Genomic DNA, 15,652 nt, shown 5'->3' with positions numbered 1-15,652 from the left:
CGTCCCGTGGGGGCCGTCCGGTGTGCCGGTATCGTTGCTGACGGTCGGCCGGTTCGTAGGCTTCCCCGTATCCGGGGAGGCAAAGCATTTGTATGAATGCACAAAGTGCCGGATGCCCGGCCGCCCTGGACAGACGCTCCCCCGAGAAAGGCCTCCATCGTGGCCGCCAAGCCCGTGGCCCCGCGCGCCAAGCGCCTTGTCGTGCTGGTCTCCGGATCCGGCACCAACCTCCAGGCGCTGCTCGACGAGATCGCCGCCGTCGGTGCGCGGGAGTACGGGGCCGAGGTCGTGGCCGTCGGCGCGGACCGCACGGGCATCGAGGGACTGGCCCGCGCCGAGCGCGCCGGGCTGCCGACCTTCGTGTGCAGGGTCAAGGACCACGGCACCCGCGAGGAGTGGGACGCCGCCCTGGCCGAGGCCGTCGCCGCGCACGCCCCGGACCTCGTCGTCTCCGCCGGGTTCATGAAGATCGTCGGCAAGGAGTTCCTGGCGCGGTTCGGTGGGCGGTTCGTCAACACCCACCCCGCCCTGCTGCCCAGTTTCCCGGGAGCCCACGGCGTGCGGGACGCGCTCGCGTACGGCGCCAAGGTCACCGGCTGCACCGTCCACTTCGTCGACGACGGCGTCGACACCGGGCCGATCATCGCGCAGGGCGTGGTGGAGATCCGGGACGAGGACGACGAAGGCGCTCTGCACGAGCGCATCAAGGAAGTCGAGCGAAGGCTGCTCGTCGAGGTCGTGGGGCGCCTCGCCCGCAACGGCTATCGCATTGAGGGACGAAAGGTAGTTATCCAGTGACCGCCGAGAGCAACAAGCGGCCCCTTCGCCGGGCGCTCGTCAGCGTCTACGACAAGACCGGCCTGGAAGAGCTGGCGCGCGGGCTCCACGAGGCCGGGGTCGAGCTCGTCTCCACCGGTTCCACCGCCGCGAAGATCGCCGCTGCCGGCGTCCCCGTCACCAAGGTCGAGGAGCTCACCGGCTTCCCCGAGTGCCTGGACGGCCGGGTGAAGACGCTGCACCCGCGCGTGCACGCCGGCATCCTCGCCGACCTGCGCCTGGACAGCCACCGCGAGCAGCTCGCCGAGCTGGGTGTCGAGCCGTTCGACCTCGTCGTCGTCAACCTCTACCCGTTCCGCGAGACCGTCGCCTCCGGCGCCTCCCCGGACGAGTGCGTGGAGCAGATCGACATCGGCGGCCCGTCGATGGTCCGCGCCGCCGCCAAGAACCACCCGTCGGTCGCGGTCGTCACCAGCCCCGCCCGCTACGCCGACGTGCTCAAGGCCGTCCAGAGCGGCGGCTTCGACCTCACCACCCGCAAGCGGCTCGCCGCCGAGGCCTTCCAGCACACGGCCGCCTACGACGTGGCCGTCGCCTCCTGGTTCGCCTCCTCCTACGCGCCCGTCGACGAGTCGCGGTTCCCCGACTTCCTCGGCGCCACCTGGGAGCGCGAGCACACCCTGCGCTACGGCGAGAACCCGCACCAGCCCGCCGCGCTCTACGTCTCCGGCACCGGCGGCCTCGCCGAGGCCGAGCAGCTGCACGGCAAGGAGATGTCGTACAACAACTACACGGACACGGACGCCGCCCGCCGTGCCGCGTACGACCACGCCGAGCCGTGCGTGGCGATCATCAAGCACGCCAACCCCTGCGGCATCGCGATCGGCGCGGACGTCGCCGAGGCGCACCGCAAGGCGCACGCCTGCGACCCGCTGTCCGCGTTCGGCGGCGTGATCGCCGTCAACCGCCCGGTCAGCAAGGAGATGGCCGAGCAGGTCGCGGAGATCTTCACCGAGGTCATCGTGGCGCCGGACTACGAGGACGGCGCCCTGGAGGCCCTCACCAAGAAGAAGAACATCCGCGTGCTGCGCTGCCCCGAGGGCCCGGCCGCCCCGGTCGAGGTCAAGCCGATCGACGGCGGCGCGCTGCTCCAGGTCACCGACCGCCTCCAGGCCGACGGCGACGACCCGGCCAACTGGACGCTGGCGACGGGCGAGGCGCTGAGCGCCGACGAGCTGGCCGAGCTGGCGTTCGCCTGGAAGGCCTGCCGCGCGGTGAAGTCCAACGCGATCCTGCTCGCCAAGGACGGCGCCTCGGTCGGCGTCGGCATGGGGCAGGTCAACCGGGTCGACTCCGCGAAGCTGGCCGTCGAGCGGGCGGGTGCCGAGCGTGCCGCGGGCGCGTACGCCGCGTCGGACGCGTTCTTTCCCTTCCCGGACGGCCTGGAGATCCTCACCGCGGCCGGAGTGAAGGCCGTGGTCCAGCCCGGCGGTTCGGTCCGTGACGAACTGGTCGTCGAGGCCGCGCAGAAGGCCGGCGTCACGATGTACTTCACGGGGACGCGGCACTTCTTCCACTGACACATGCGGCGGAGCGGGCCGGCGCCGGAGCCGGCCCGCTCAGTGCCGCGTGGGACTCAGCCGTCGACCTCGTACCGCCCGGCCACCAGGAAGTGCCGCGGCTCCTGCGGAGTGCCGTCGATGGCGTCCTCGGCGGCCGCAGCTCACTTCGCACTGCGCAGTGCGGCCCACGTCTCGGATCCGACCTTGCCGTTCGGGTTCAGTCCCCCGGCCCGCTGGAACGCCCGCACCGCCGCGTCGGTGTCCTTGCCGAACCGGCCGTCCCCGTCCCCGGCGCCCAGGTCGTAGCCGCGTCGGGTCAGCATGCACTGCACCTGCACGACGCGCGGGCCGCTGTCGCCGCGGCGGGTGAGTTCGGTGCCGGAGTAGGAGGTGCACTCGGAGAGCCAGGGCGGGGTGGCGGACTGCGTGGCGGTACTGGTGGAGGTGGGGGCCGGTGCGTCGCCGCTGTCGGTGTCGCCGTTGCCGGAGGTCGCGGTGGCGCCGCCGTCGGGGGCGGTCCCTGCTCCGCCGGCACCGCCCGCCGGCCCTGAGGCACCGCTGTCGGCGTCCTCCCGTGCCCCCGCCCGCGTGCCGGACTGCTTCTCTTCGAGGGCGGACGGCGAGGCGGACGAGCTGGGCGGGACCGAGTTCGGTCCGCCGAGGTGGGTGACGTCGGCGGAGGCCCTCGGTGCGGCGATCGCGCTGTGGTCGCGCTCCGGGAGAAGGAGGAAGAAGGCGCCCGCGGCCACCGCCGCCGTGGCGAGGACGGCCGCCACAGCGAGCCAGGTCGCCTTCCGCTCACGGCGGTCGGCGTGAGCGCCGGTGGGGGACACGGCCGGGGCGGAGGGGGTGTGCTGGACGGGCGGTGCCGCAGGGCGGCCGTGGCGTCCCGGCGGCGTCGGCGCGCGGAAGCGGCTGGTCCCCTCGGTGGCGGAACGTTCCAGCAGCTCACAGGCCTGCTGCCGGGTGAGCAACCGGGTGGCCAGCGGTTCCTGCCAGGAAGAAGCAGCGCCGTCGCCGCGCGCCGCGGCCGTGTCGGTCAACTGCCGCGGGGTGGGCCGCCCGGCCGGGTCCTTGGCGAGGCAGGCGGACAACAGCGCGGTCAGCGCGGGGTCGGCGGCCGTCAATCCGGCCATGACCTCTCGTCTGGGCTCTTCGAAGGCGACCCGGTGCATGACGTCCACGCCCGTGCCGTCGCCGAAGGGGGCGCGCCCGGTGGCGGCGTAGACGATCGTGCAGGCGAGGGAGAAGACGTCGGAGGCGCTGTCGCACCGCCCCTCGCGCAGATACTCGGGCGCCATGAAGGCGGGTGTGCCGACCCGGTTGCCCGTAGCTGTGATCGCGCTGCTGTCGACGGCCCGCGCGATGCCGAAGTCGATGATGTGCGCGCCCTGCGGCGAAAGGACCACGTTGGACGGCTTGAGGTCCCGGTGTACGACCCCGGCGGCGTCCAGTGCCGACAGGGCCCGCCCCAGCTCCGCCACCAGCCGCCACACGGCTGCCGGTTCGAGCGCACCGCACTCGCGGACGGCTTCGGCGAGGTTGAGGCCGGGCAGGTACCGGGTCGCCATCCACAACAGATCGTCCTCGAACCCGCTGCCGAGCAGCTGTGGCGCGTGCGGCGTACGCAGCCGGGTGTGGACGGAGGCCTCCCGCTCGAAACGCCGCCGGAACCGGGGGTCCTCGGCGTACTCGGGGCGGATCACCTTGACGGCGGCGAGACCGGGGGCGTCGTCGGCGGCGCGCGCGAGGTAGACGCGGCCCATGCCGCCGCTGCCGAGCAGCCCGAGGGGTAAGTAGGGGCCGATCCGCTCCGGGTCCCTGGCCCGTAACGGACTCGCGCCCGCCTGTTCCAGCGCGGTGTCTCCGGACGCTGGAGAGTACGGCGGCATCGGCCGTCGGTCTGACATGGGCCCCCCGATGAGCTGCGGTCTCGCAACGATTGCTCGCGTCAAGCCAGTTGGGCGGAAAGGCTACCGTCCCCGGGGTGGGAGCGGCGAGAACTCCGGCGCACCGACCGGCCACCGTCGCCGAACCTACGGCCCGCCCGGTGGGCCGTGCTGCCGCCCTCGCACCGAGCCGGACGTCCGAAGGAACCGGGACCGGGGCGGGACCGTCGGACCAGGGCGACGCACCAGGGCCGTGCCCCCCTCGTACGGGTGGGACACGGCCCTTGGATGCGATGCGTGTGTGTGAACCGGTCCGTTCGACCGGGTCCGTTCAGTACCGGGGGCGGTTGAACCAGGCCTTGCCGGCCGCGTTGCCGACGAAGACGGCCACCAGGATGGCGAGGATCGTGTGCACCAGGCCCACGATGACGAACGGGTAGATGCCGAGGACCGCCGTGATGATGGCGAAGACCAGGATGGTGACCCGGGCGCCGTTGCCGCCGTTCTTGAACTTCGTCGCCAGGACCGCCGCGAACACCAGCCAGGCCAGGCCGAACACCACGTAGCCCCAGATCAGGCCGGTCGAGTCACCGACCAGGTCCTGGAAGGCGGTGTTGTCCTTGAGGGACTCGTCGTCCTTCGCGGCGTTCAGCGCGACGGCGGAGAAGGCGAAGATGGCCACACCGAGGACCTGAAGGCCGACGATGACCCACATCATCACGCGGGCCGCGCTCACCGAGCCCGGCATCGTGGTCGGCGCGGCGGGACCGCCGTAGGGAGAGACCGGAGGGGCCTGCGGGTAGCCGTAACCGGGAGCCTGCCCCTGGTCCTGCGGGTATCCGTAGCCCGGCTGCTGCGGCTGCTGCCCCTGGGGAGCGCCGTAGGGGTTGTTGGGGTCGCCGTAGCTCATGGGGCTCTTTCCTCCGTTGGTCCGAGTGCGGGGACGACGCGTGACATCCGCACGGAGGAAATCTTCAGTAGTGCGACCGTCCCCCCGTTGAGCTGCCCGCGGCACTTGTCGGGTCATCGTTCTGCACCACTGACCGGCTTGTCCAGCCGCATTCCCGATGTGTTGTCCAAGTGCAACATCGCTGATCATGGGCGGATACGGGAGGAGGGACCCCCGGGTGCCCGGATTGCGGTCGGATTGGAACCGCGGCGGGGTCATCCGCGAGGATGGGGTCATGACCGCCCAGATTCTCGATGGCAAGGCCACCGCAGCCGCGATCAAGTCCGATCTGACCGCCCGCGTGGCGGCGCTGAAGGAGAAGGGCGTCACGCCCGGCCTCGGCACGATCCTGGTCGGGGACGACCCCGGCAGCCAGAAGTACGTCGCCGGCAAGCACCGCGACTGCGCGCAGGTGGGCATCGCCTCCATCCAGCGCGAACTGCCCGCCACGGCCACCCAGGAGGAGATCGAGGCGGCCGTCCGCGAGTTGAACGAGGACCCGGCCTGCACCGGTTACATCGTCCAACTGCCGTTGCCCCGCGGCATCGACGAGAACCGCATCCTGGAGCTGATGGACCCGGACAAGGACGCGGACGGACTGCACCCCATGAACCTGGGGCGCCTCGTCCTCAACGAGCCCGCCCCGCTGCCCTGCACACCCAACGGCGTGCTGACCCTGCTCCGTCAGTACGGGGTGGAGATCAAGGGTGCCGAGGTCGTGGTCGTCGGACGCGGTGTGACCATCGGCCGCCCGATGCCGCTGCTGCTCACCCGCCGCAGCGAGAACGCGACCGTGACCCAGTGCCACACCGGCACGCGTGACCTGTCGGCGCACCTCAAGCGCGCCGACATCATCGTCGCCGCGGCCGGTTCCGCCCATCTGATCCGCGCCGAGGACGTCAAGCCCGGCGCGGCCGTCCTCGACGTCGGCGTCTCGCGCAGCGCGGAGGGCAAGATCGTGGGCGACGTCCACCCCGATGTCGCCGAGGTCGCCGCCTGGATCTCCCCGAACCCCGGCGGGGTCGGCCCGATGACCCGCGCCCAGCTGCTCGTGAACGTGGTCGAGGCGGCGGAGCGCAGTGTCGGCTGAGCACCGGGCCCCGACCGGGCACGAGACGCCCGAAGGGCGGGAGTCGCCGAGCGGGCACGACGCGCCGGAGGACATCACCGTCCGGGATCCCATCAGCGCGCCCGACGCCGAAGGGCGGCCGCGGCGGGTCACCCGGCGCTTCCCGCTGTTCACCAAGGACACCGCGCGCCCCGAGGGCGGTGGCCGGGCTGCTCCCCGGGACGCGCCCGCACCGGCCCGGCAGTGGCCCGTGCTCGCCGTGCTGGGGCTGACGGGGCTGGGGCTGCTGGTGACCGCGGTCGACCAGTTCCGTGTCGGGACGTTGCTGATCGGCGCCGCCCTGCTCGGCGGCGGTGCGCTGCGCTGGCTGTTGCCGGACGTCGGCATGCTCGCGGTCCGCTCCCGCTTCACGGACATCGTCACTTACAGCGTGCTGGGTCTGGTGATCGTCCTGCTGGCGCTGATGGCACAGCCGAATCCGTTGCTTCAGATCCCGTTCCTCAAGGACACGCTGCACTTCACCGTCACGAACGAGTGACCGGGCGGCGACCCGTCCTCTCCCCCGAGAAAGGACGGGCCGCCGTCCCGCCCCACCCTCCGGCACGGCGAACGGCCTGTTCAACGGCTGTGAGCGCGCTGTGGCACGGAAGTGACAGTTCCGGTACGTCGTGCTTCCGATTAGGCACGAAGTGGTGCGAGCACGGGGTGGGCGTGGACAATCGGGACGGTCCAGGGTGTATCGCGCGCGGTCACCATGCTCCAGTGCGCCCCCCGTCAGGGAACTGAGATCCTGAGTGGGCGCATCCCTGTGGGTATCCAGAACGGGGAACCGGCCGAGGCCGCCGCGCGCGGGGCGAACAGCGCGAGAAATATCAGCACGTACCGGGGGGAAGAGGGGGAGCAATGCCTCGTTGGAAGGCCTTGCCGGATGAGCTCGATCCACAGATCAGGGAGTTCACCAGTCAGCTGCGCCGGCTCGTCGACCGCAGTGGTCTGAGCATCGCGTCGGTGGCGGACCGCACGGGTTACAGCAAGACGTCGTGGGAGCGTTATCTGAACGGCCGGCTGCTCGCGCCGAAGGGTGCGATCGTCGCCCTGGCCGAGGTCACCGGCACCAATCCGGTGCACCTCACCACCATGTGGGAGCTCGCCGAGCGTGCCTGGAGCCGCTCGGAGATGCGGCACGACATGACGATGGAGGCCATACGGATCTCCCAGGCGCGCGCCGCCCTCGGGGAGTTCGGCGGGCAGGACTTCACCGACCCCAAGGCCGGTGGCAGAGCGGCGTCCGCGGGCGAGGGCAGAGCGGCGTCGGCGGGCAGCGGCACACCCCCTCGCCGCGGTGGCACCACCGTCACGCCGGGTGTCGCGGGACCGGCCGGTGTGGTCCCGAGCGTGCCGGTGCAGCCGACGGCCCCTGAGGTCCAGGACTCCACCGGCTCGGATGTGCGGGAGGGGAGCGGCCGGGCCGCCGAGCCCGAGGTCAACTCATGGGGGCTGGCCGGGTACCAGGGTCCGTCGCCGACCCGCGGGCGCTCCGCCGGGCCCGGCACCGACCGGGGCTCCCGGCCCGGCCAGGGTTCCGGTGCCTCCGCCGGTTCGCCCGGCGGACCGGGCCGGACCCCGGGCGCCGGGGCGGGCTCGTACGGCGAACCGCAGGACGCCGTTCCGGCCCGGGCCGGGGCGAGCGGCGGTGCCGGTGGTTCTCATGGCGCCGGTGGGTCCCGTGGCTCCGCCTCCGCGGGCAAGAAGCGGACCGTGACCTTCCTCGCGGGTGTGGTGGGCGTGCTCGTGGTGATTGCCGGTGCCTTCTATCTCACCGGCGGCGGGGGCGGAGACGAGGCCAAGGGTGGCGACACCTCGCCCTCGCCGACCGTCAGCGCCGACCCGAAGCTGCCGCCCGGCGTGAAGTGCAGCGGCGACAGCTGCACCGGCAAGGACGCGGAGGCCATGGGGTGCAGCGGTGACCTGGTGACCACCGCGCAGACGGTGACCGTCGGCACGGTCACGGTCGAAGTCCGTTACAGCAAGACCTGCAAGGCGGCCTGGGGGCGTATCACGCAGGCGGCACAGGGCGACGAGGTGCAGATCAGCGCGGGCAAGGCGAAGCAGTCCGGCAGCATCACCGCGACCGGGGACACGATCGCGTACACCCCGATGGTGGCCGTCAAGGGCGCCGCCGACGCCAAGGCCTGCGCGACGCTGGCCGCGGGGAAGCAGGGCTGCACCGAGTAGCGGCGTCACCGCCCGCGGTGGCGGCAGGCTGCACCGCACAGTGGCCTGGTCGGATCGTAAGGGGGCCCGCCGCGCCGCACAGCAGCCGGGCCGTACGCGCTGGCGGGAGTGCGCGCCGAACGGCAGCCGGGCCGGACCGCAGAGAAGCGGCCGCACCGCACAGCGGCAGGGCCGGACCGTGAGGGAGTCAGCCGCGCCGCACGGCCGCCGGGCCGACCGTGAAGGAGCCCGCCGCGGTGCACAGCGGCGGGTACGCGGTGGCGGCAGGCCGCGCCGAATGGCGGCAGGGCCGGACCGCAAAGAAGCCGACCGCACCGCAGAGAAGCGGCCGCACTCCCAGCAGCGGGGCCGGACCGTGAAGGAGACAGCCGGGCCGTACGCGATGGCGGCAGGCCGCGCCCCGCCAGCAGTGTCCCGGCGAACCCCGCCGCCAGCCGAACGGCAGCAGGGTCGGACCGTAAGCAAGTCGGCCCCACCGCACGGCAACAGGGCCGCACCGCAAAGAAACCGGCCGTACCGAACACGTGCGCGGCCCGCCCGCCCGGGCCCGCCGCCGTCGAGGAACCCGGCGCGAAATTTTTCGGGCCGGGAGGAATGGCCGGGGCGATCGGGGGCACGCGAACCGTACCCCCACGGGAGTCCGGCATGGTCGGTATCCCCCAGGCGGCCGCCTTCGTCCTCCTCTCCCGGACGGGCGGCCGCCTCTCGTATGGGCGGGGGAAGGTGTTGTGGGCCGGGCCACACCGACCCGGCCGTCCGGGATCCCGGATGCGCGATAGCCTGACCGCTGGATGGATCTCTTGACGCCAAGAGATCGATCAAACGTCCGGGGCAGGGACCCCGCCCCTACCGCCAGCTGTCATACGGAGAACGCCATGACCCGCACTCCCGTGAACGTCACCGTCACCGGCGCGGCCGGCCAGATCGGTTACGCCCTGCTCTTCCGCATCGCCTCCGGTCAGCTGCTCGGCGCGGACGTGCCGGTGAAGCTGCGCCTGCTGGAGATCACGCCCGCCCTGAAGGCGGCCGAGGGCACGGCCATGGAGCTGGACGACTGCGCGTTCCCGCTCCTCCAGGGCATCGAGATCACCGACGACCCGAACGTCGCCTTCGACGGCGCCAACGTCGGCCTGCTCGTCGGCGCCCGCCCCCGCACCAAGGGCATGGAGCGCGGTGACCTGCTGGAGGCCAACGGCGGCATCTTCAAGCCGCAGGGCAAGGCCATCAACGACCACGCCGCGGACGACATCAAGGTCCTCGTCGTCGGCAACCCGGCCAACACCAACGCCCTGATCGCCCAGGCCGCCGCGCCGGACGTCCCCGCCGAGCGGTTCACCGCCATGACCCGCCTGGACCACAACCGCGCGCTGACCCAGCTCGCGAAGAAGACGGGCTCGACGGTCGCCGACATCAAGCGCCTGACGATCTGGGGCAACCACTCCGCCACCCAGTACCCCGACATCTTCCACGCCACCATCGCCGGCAAGAACGCCGCCGAGGTCGTCAACGACGAGAAGTGGCTGGCCGAGGACTTCATCCCGACCGTCGCCAAGCGCGGCGCCGCCATCATCGAGGCCCGTGGCGCCTCGTCGGCCGCGTCCGCCGCCAACGCCGCCATCGACCACGTCCACAGCTGGGTCAACGGCACCGCCGACGGCGACTGGGTCTCCATGGGCATCCCGTCGGACGGCTCCTACGGCGTCCCGGAGGGCCTGATCTCCTCCTTCCCCGTCACCACCAAGAACGGCACGTACGAGATCGTCCAGGGCCTGGAGATCAACGAGTTCTCCCGCGCCCGCATCGACGCCTCCGTCAAGGAGCTGGAGGAGGAGCGCGAGGCGGTCCGCAGCCTCGGTCTCATCTGACGCCACCGCCGAGAGCCGTCTCTCCGCGTTCGTACGCAGGCCCCGTACCGGTTGCTTCCGGTGCGGGGCCTGCGGGCTTCGTGGGGCCGGAGTCCTTGCCGGTGCCGCCGTATCCCACGGTCACCGCCACCGTGGCCGCCAGGACCAGCAGGCCCACGACGCGCAGCGCCGGTGCCATGCCGGTGTGCAGATCGCCGTGGGAGGCCAGGACCGTGCCGGTGACCGCGACGCCGAGGGCCGCGCCGATCTCCCGGGCGGAGGTGCCGAGGCCCGAGCCGAGGCCCGCCTGGTGGGGCGGCAGGGACGTGACCACTCCCAGGGTCAGCGCCGGCATGCACAGCCCGGTGCCTGCGGACAGGACCAACAGCCAGCAGGCGTAGAGCGGGTAGGGCGTCGCCGCCCCGGCCGTGGACACGCCCAGCAGACCGGTGCCGATGAGGGCGAGGCCGCCGCCGATGACAGGGCGCGGGTGGGCGGACCAGCGGGCGGCCAGCCCGGGCACCAGGGCCATGCCGATGATGAGCGGCACGATCGCGAGGCCGGTGCGGGCGGGGCCGTAGCCCTTGACGCCTTGCAGGTACTGCGAGTTGACGTAGAACAGGGAGAACAGGCCGAAGAAGCCGGTCGCCATGCCCAGGGTCGTCGCGCGCAGCCGGGGTGCGGCGAAGACGCGCGGGTCGAACAGCGGGGCGCGCGAGCGCAGGGACACGATCGTGAACAGGGCGACGAGCACGGCGCCCGCGGCGAACGCGAGCAGGATCCGGGGCGAGGTCCAGCCGTACGCCGGGCCCTCGATGATGCCGAAGAGCACCGCGAAAAGTCCGCCGGTGAGGAGCAGCGTGCCGGCCGGGGCCAGGCTGCTGTGCGGGGAGCGGTCCGTGCGCGGGGTGGTGACGGCGACCGCCGCGACGAGCAGCGCGGCCAGCGGCACCATGGCCGCGAACAGGACCCGCCAGGACGCGTACTGGCCGGCGAGACCACCGCCCAGGTTCCCGGCCAGCCCGCCCAGACCGAGCGCCAGTGTCCACGCGGCCATGGCCCGGGCGCGCCCTTGCGGCCCGGCGAGGTGCATCAGGATCGACATCGTCGCGGGCGTGATCAGCGCGGCCCCGGCCCCGGAGACGCCACGCCCGGCGATCAGCACGGCGGGGTCCCGGGCGAGGGCGCCGAGGGCGGCCCCGGCCGCGAACAGCGTGAGCCCGGCGAGCAGGGTGCCGACCCCGCGGGCGCTCGCCGTGCGGGCCGAGGTGAGTGCGGTGGTCGAGAGGGCCCGGGCCCTCTTCGCGCCCCCCGCCGACACCGACCTGCGCACGGTGACCCGGACGTTCACGGTGCTGTGCCACGACGCCGTGGCCGCCTCCTGCGGTCCTGCCCTGTTCGCGCGGGCCGCCCGGGACGCACCCGGCATCCGGCTGCGGTTCCTCGCCGAGAGCCATGTGGACGCGCCGCTGCTGCGGGAGGGAACCGCCGATCTGGAGGTCGGTGTGATCGACACGGTGGCGCCCGAGGTGCACGTGGAGCCGCTGTACGAGGACCGGATGATGGGTGTCGTACGGGCCGGACATCCGCTGCTGGAGGGCGAGTTGACTCCCGAGCGGTTCGCCCGGGAAGCCGATCACCTGGTGGTCTCCCGGCGGGGCAGGCTGCGCGGCCCGGTGGACGACGCCCTCGCCGGACTCGGTCTGACCCGGCGGGTGGTGGGCTCGGTGGGCACCTTCCCCGCCTCCCTCTTCGTCGTCCGCTCCACCGACCTGACGGGCCTGATCAGTTACTGGAGCGTCCCCATGGCGCGGGCCCTCGGCGTGGCCACCTTCGAGGTGCCGCTGCCGCTCCCGCCGCTGCGGGTGGGGCTCGCCTGGCACCCGCGCCACGACGTCGATCCCGCGCACGCCTGGCTGCGGGACGCGGTGCGGGAGACCCTCGCCGAGCGGTCATGAGGGGGACTGACCCGCCGGATGACCTGTGAATGATGAGCGCTTAGCCCTTGTTTGTCCGCATTTTCAGTGACGCAGCGCACTTTCAGCCACCGACGCGCATGCATCCGGGGGAGTCGGGCAGGCGAACTCGGTCTCTTAGTGACACGAATGTGACACAGGGGCGCTGATCAGGAACGGAAGGCGAAGAGCGATCATGGCGGAAAGTACCGAACTTCAGGCGCGTGAAACCATCCATGCGGGAGGAAAGTGGCGGGCGGCCACTTCCGGGGCCACCCGCGAGATCATCGACCCCGCGGACGCGCTGCCCTTCGCCCTGATCGCGGAGGGCGACGAGAAGGACACCGATCTGGCGATCGCCGCCGCCCGGCGTGCCTTCGACGAAGGCCCGTGGCCGCACACCCCCGTCCCCGAGAGGGCCGCGCTGCTGCGCCGCGTCGCCGATCTCCTCGTCCGGGACCGCGAGAAGCTCGGACGGCTCGAGGCCCAGGACGCGGGCAAGACCGTCGAGGAGGGCCGCGTCGACATCGACTGTGTCGCCGACGCCTTCCGCTACTTCGCCGACCTGGTCGCGGGCGAGGCTCCGGGCCGGGTCGTGGACGCGGGCTCGCCCGACATCCACAGCGTCGTCGTGCACGAGCCGATCGGCGTCTGCGCGATGATCACGCCCTGGAACTACCCGCTGCTCCAGGCCAGCTGGAAGATCGCCCCCGCCCTCGCCGCCGGCAACACCTTCGTGATCAAGCCGAGCGAGATCACCCCGATGACGACGATCGCGCTCATCGAGCTGCTCGTCGAGGCCGGGCTCCCCGAGGGCGTCGCCAACATCGTCACCGGCCCGGGCCACTCCGTCGGCGCGCGGCTGTCCGAGCACCCCGACGTCGACCTGGTCTCCTTCACCGGCGGTCTGGTCAGCGGCACCAAGGTCGCCCAGGCCGCCGCCCCGACCGTCAAGAAGGTCGCCCTCGAACTCGGCGGCAAGAACCCCAACGTCGTCTTCGCCGACGCCTGCGCCACCGAGGAGGGCTTCGACACCGCCGTCGACCAGGCCCTCAACGCCGCCTTCATCCACAGCGGCCAGGTCTGCTCGGCCGGTGCCCGCCTCATCATCGAGGAGTCCGTCCGGGACCGCTTCGTCGGCGAACTCGCCCGGCGCGCCGAGAAGATCCGCCTCGGCCGCGGCACCGAGGACGGCGTGGAGTGCGGCCCGCTCGTCTCCGAGCAGCAGCGCGCCAAGGTCGAGATGTACGTGGACTCCGCCCTCAAGGAGGGCGCGGTGCTGCGCTGCGGCGGCAAGCGCCCCGAGCCGTCCCCCGAGCGCCCCGAGAACGGCTACTTCTACGAGCCGACCGTCCTCGACCACTGCCACCGCGAGATGCGCGTCGTGCGGGAGGAGGTCTTCGGGCCGGTCCTCACCGTCGAGACCTTCCGCACCGAGGACGAGGCCGTCGCCCTCGCCAACGACACCGAGTACGGACTCGCGGGCGGCGTCTGGACCGCCGACGCGGGCCGCGCCCGCCGCGTGGCCGGCCGGCTGCGCCACGGCACCATCTGGATCAACGACTTCCACCCCTACCTGCCGCAGGCGGAGTGGGGTGGCTTCGGCAAGAGCGGAGTGGGCCGCGAACTGGGCCCGGCCGGACTCGCCGAGTACCGGGAGACCAAGCACGTCTACCAGAACCTCGCTCCGAAGCCGGTGCGCTGGTTCGCGGGCTGACCCCTCCTCCCGCCGGGCCGCCGACCCCCCATCCCGGGCTGACCCCCACACCCCGGGCTGAGGTCCCCGTCCCCCGAGCCCGTCCCTTCATCCCCACTGGAGCAAGCACGCCATGTCCCACACCAGCCATGAGTACGACTATGTCGTGATAGGCGGCGGAACCGCAGGTTCCGTGATCGCCTCGCGCCTGACCGAGAACCCGGACGTCACGGTCGCCGTCATCGAGGGCGGCCCCAGTGACGTCGGCCGTGACGATGTGCTGACCCTGCGCCGCTGGATGGGCCTGCTCGGCGGCGAGCTCGACTACGACTACCCGACCACCGAACAGCCACGCGGAAACTCACATATCCGGCACAGCCGGGCCCGCGTGCTGGGCGGCTGCTCCTCGCACAACACCCTGATCGCCTTCAAGCCGCTGCCCGCCGACTGGGACGAGTGGGAGGCCGCCGGGGCCAAGGGCTGGGGCGCGGTGCAGATGGAGGCGTACTTCGCCCGGCTGCTCAACAACATCGTCCCGGTCGACGAGAAGGACCGCAACGCCATCGCCCGCGACTTCGTCGACGCCGCCCAGGAGGCCCTGGGCGTGCCGCGCGTCGACGGCTTCAACAAGAAGCCGTTCACCGAGGGCGTCGGCTTCTTCGACCTGGCCTACCACCCCGAGAACAACAAGCGGTCCTCGGCGTCGGTGGCCTACCTCCACCCGGTGATGGACGAGCGGCCCAACCTGACGATCCTGCTGGAGACCTGGGCGTACAAGCTCCAGCTGGACGGCAACCGCGCCGAGGGCGTCCACGTGCGCACCAAGGACGGCGAGGAGATCCTCGTCAAGGCGCGGCGCGAGGTGCTGCTGTGCGCCGGCGCCGTCGACTCGCCCCGGCTGCTGATGCACTCCGGCATCGGCCCCAAGGGCGACCTGGAGAAGCTCGGCATCCCCGTCACGCACGACCTGCCGGGCGTCGGCGAGAACCTGCTCGACCACCCCGAGTCGGTCATCGTGTGGGAGACCAACGGTCCCATCCCGGAGAACTCCGCGATGGACTCGGACGCGGGCCTGTTCGTGCGCCGCGACCCCGAACTGCCGCACCCCGACCTGATGTTCCACTTCTACCAGATCCCCTTCACGGACAACCCGGAACGACTGGGCTACCAGCGGCCGGAGTTCGGCGTCTCGATGACCCCGAACATCCCCAAGCCGAAGAGCCGCGGCCGGCTCTACCTGACCAGCGCCGACCCCGAGGTCAAGCCCGCGCTGGACTTCCGCTACTTCACCGACGAGGACGACTACGACGGCAAGACCCTCGTCGACGGCATCAGGATCGCCCGCGAGATCGCCAAGACCGAGCCCCTGGCCGGCTGGCTCAAGCGCGAGGTGGCCCCCGGCCCGGACGTCACCGGTGACGAGGAGCTCAGCGAGTACGCCCGCAAGGTCGCGCACACCGTCTACCACCCCGCCGGCACCTGCAAGATGGGCGACTCCGACGACCCGACCGCCGTCGTCGACCCCGAGCTGCGCATCCGCGGCCTGGAAGGCATCCGCGTCGCCGACGCCTCCGTGTTCCCCACCATGACCACCGTGAACCCGATGATCGGGGTGCTCATGGTCGGGGAGAAGGCCGCCGAGCTGATCGGTGGTGGTTCCAAGTGACCGCGACCCT

Annotated in this window: 11 protein-coding genes and 2 pseudogenes; 9 read left to right on the top strand and 4 right to left on the bottom strand. The window is 72.1% G+C overall.

Annotated features, from left to right (window positions below; genetic code table 11):
- Window positions 1–159: 159 nt before the first annotated feature.
- Together purN and purH are read left to right on the top strand one after the other, a co-directional pair.
- Window positions 160–798, top strand: coding sequence for a phosphoribosylglycinamide formyltransferase (gene purN / locus AB0I06_RS11320; protein ID WP_363118527.1), 639 nt, complete (start codon window positions 160–162; stop codon window positions 796–798).
- Window positions 795–2,357: a bifunctional phosphoribosylaminoimidazolecarboxamide formyltransferase/IMP cyclohydrolase gene (gene purH / locus AB0I06_RS11315; protein ID WP_363118526.1), complete on the top strand. Its 1,563-nt coding sequence runs from the start codon at window positions 795–797 to the stop codon at window positions 2,355–2,357. Before purN ends, purH begins: the two co-directional genes overlap by 4 nt.
- A gap of 56 nt (window positions 2,358–2,413) precedes the next feature.
- On the opposite strand, the pseudogene AB0I06_RS11310 reads toward purH, so the two are convergent.
- The 3 genes and pseudogenes from AB0I06_RS11310 to AB0I06_RS11300 form a co-directional block, all read right to left on the bottom strand.
- A pseudogene (locus AB0I06_RS11310) lies at window positions 2,414–2,488 on the bottom strand (hypothetical protein); the annotation flags it as partial.
- A gap of 12 nt (window positions 2,489–2,500) precedes the next feature.
- Window positions 2,501–4,249, bottom strand: coding sequence for a serine/threonine-protein kinase (locus AB0I06_RS11305; RefSeq protein ID WP_363118525.1), 1,749 nt, complete (start codon window positions 4,247–4,249; stop codon window positions 2,501–2,503).
- 310 nt (window positions 4,250–4,559) lie between these two features.
- On the bottom strand, window positions 4,560–5,138 hold the full coding sequence (locus AB0I06_RS11300; protein WP_363118524.1) for a hypothetical protein: 579 nt from the start codon (window positions 5,136–5,138) through the stop codon (window positions 4,560–4,562).
- Window positions 5,139–5,412: 274 nt separating this feature from the next.
- On the opposite strand from AB0I06_RS11300, the gene AB0I06_RS11295 reads away from it, so the two are divergent.
- The 4 genes from AB0I06_RS11295 to AB0I06_RS11280 all read left to right on the top strand — a co-directional run bounded on the left by AB0I06_RS11295 (window position 5,413) and on the right by AB0I06_RS11280 (window position 10,346).
- Complete coding sequence (locus AB0I06_RS11295; protein ID WP_363118522.1) at window positions 5,413–6,267, top strand: bifunctional methylenetetrahydrofolate dehydrogenase/methenyltetrahydrofolate cyclohydrolase; 855 nt, start codon at window positions 5,413–5,415, stop codon at window positions 6,265–6,267.
- A gap of 73 nt (window positions 6,268–6,340) precedes the next feature.
- Window positions 6,341–6,784 carry a DUF3017 domain-containing protein gene (locus tag AB0I06_RS11290; protein WP_363118643.1) on the top strand — a complete coding sequence of 148 codons (444 nt, stop codon included), beginning with the start codon at window positions 6,341–6,343 and terminating at the stop codon, window positions 6,782–6,784.
- A 383-nt stretch (window positions 6,785–7,167) separates the two neighbouring features.
- Window positions 7,168–8,481, top strand: coding sequence for a DUF2690 domain-containing protein (locus AB0I06_RS11285; protein WP_363118521.1), 1,314 nt, complete (start codon window positions 7,168–7,170; stop codon window positions 8,479–8,481).
- Between the two features lie 875 nt (window positions 8,482–9,356).
- On the top strand, window positions 9,357–10,346 hold the full coding sequence (locus tag AB0I06_RS11280) for a malate dehydrogenase (protein ID WP_363118520.1): 990 nt from the start codon (window positions 9,357–9,359) through the stop codon (window positions 10,344–10,346).
- On the opposite strand, the gene AB0I06_RS11275 is transcribed toward AB0I06_RS11280, so the two are convergent.
- Window positions 10,339–11,646 (bottom strand): MFS transporter, encoded by a 1,308-nt coding sequence (locus AB0I06_RS11275; RefSeq protein WP_363118519.1) that lies wholly within the window; start codon window positions 11,644–11,646, stop codon window positions 10,339–10,341. The genes AB0I06_RS11280 and AB0I06_RS11275 overlap by 8 nt on opposite strands.
- Here AB0I06_RS11275 and AB0I06_RS11270 point away from each other — a divergent pair.
- From AB0I06_RS11270 to AB0I06_RS11260, 3 genes and pseudogenes are all read left to right on the top strand, one after another.
- Window positions 11,558–12,283: pseudogene (locus AB0I06_RS11270) on the top strand (LysR substrate-binding domain-containing protein); the annotation flags it as partial. The gene AB0I06_RS11275 and the pseudogene AB0I06_RS11270 sit on opposite strands and share 89 nt — an antisense overlap.
- A gap of 193 nt (window positions 12,284–12,476) precedes the next feature.
- On the top strand, window positions 12,477–13,997 hold the full coding sequence (locus AB0I06_RS11265; RefSeq protein ID WP_363118518.1) for an aldehyde dehydrogenase family protein: 1,521 nt from the start codon (window positions 12,477–12,479) through the stop codon (window positions 13,995–13,997).
- 112 nt (window positions 13,998–14,109) lie between these two features.
- Window positions 14,110–15,642 carry a GMC oxidoreductase gene (locus tag AB0I06_RS11260; protein ID WP_363118516.1) on the top strand — a complete coding sequence of 511 codons (1,533 nt, stop codon included), beginning with the start codon at window positions 14,110–14,112 and terminating at the stop codon, window positions 15,640–15,642.
- Window positions 15,643–15,652: the final 10 nt, after the last annotated feature.

This window comes from Streptomyces sp. NPDC050674 (assembly GCF_040654575.1).
In the GTDB taxonomy this organism is placed as follows: domain Bacteria; phylum Actinomycetota; class Actinomycetes; order Streptomycetales; family Streptomycetaceae; genus Streptomyces.
This window is presented reverse-complemented; position numbering and strand designations above follow the sequence as displayed.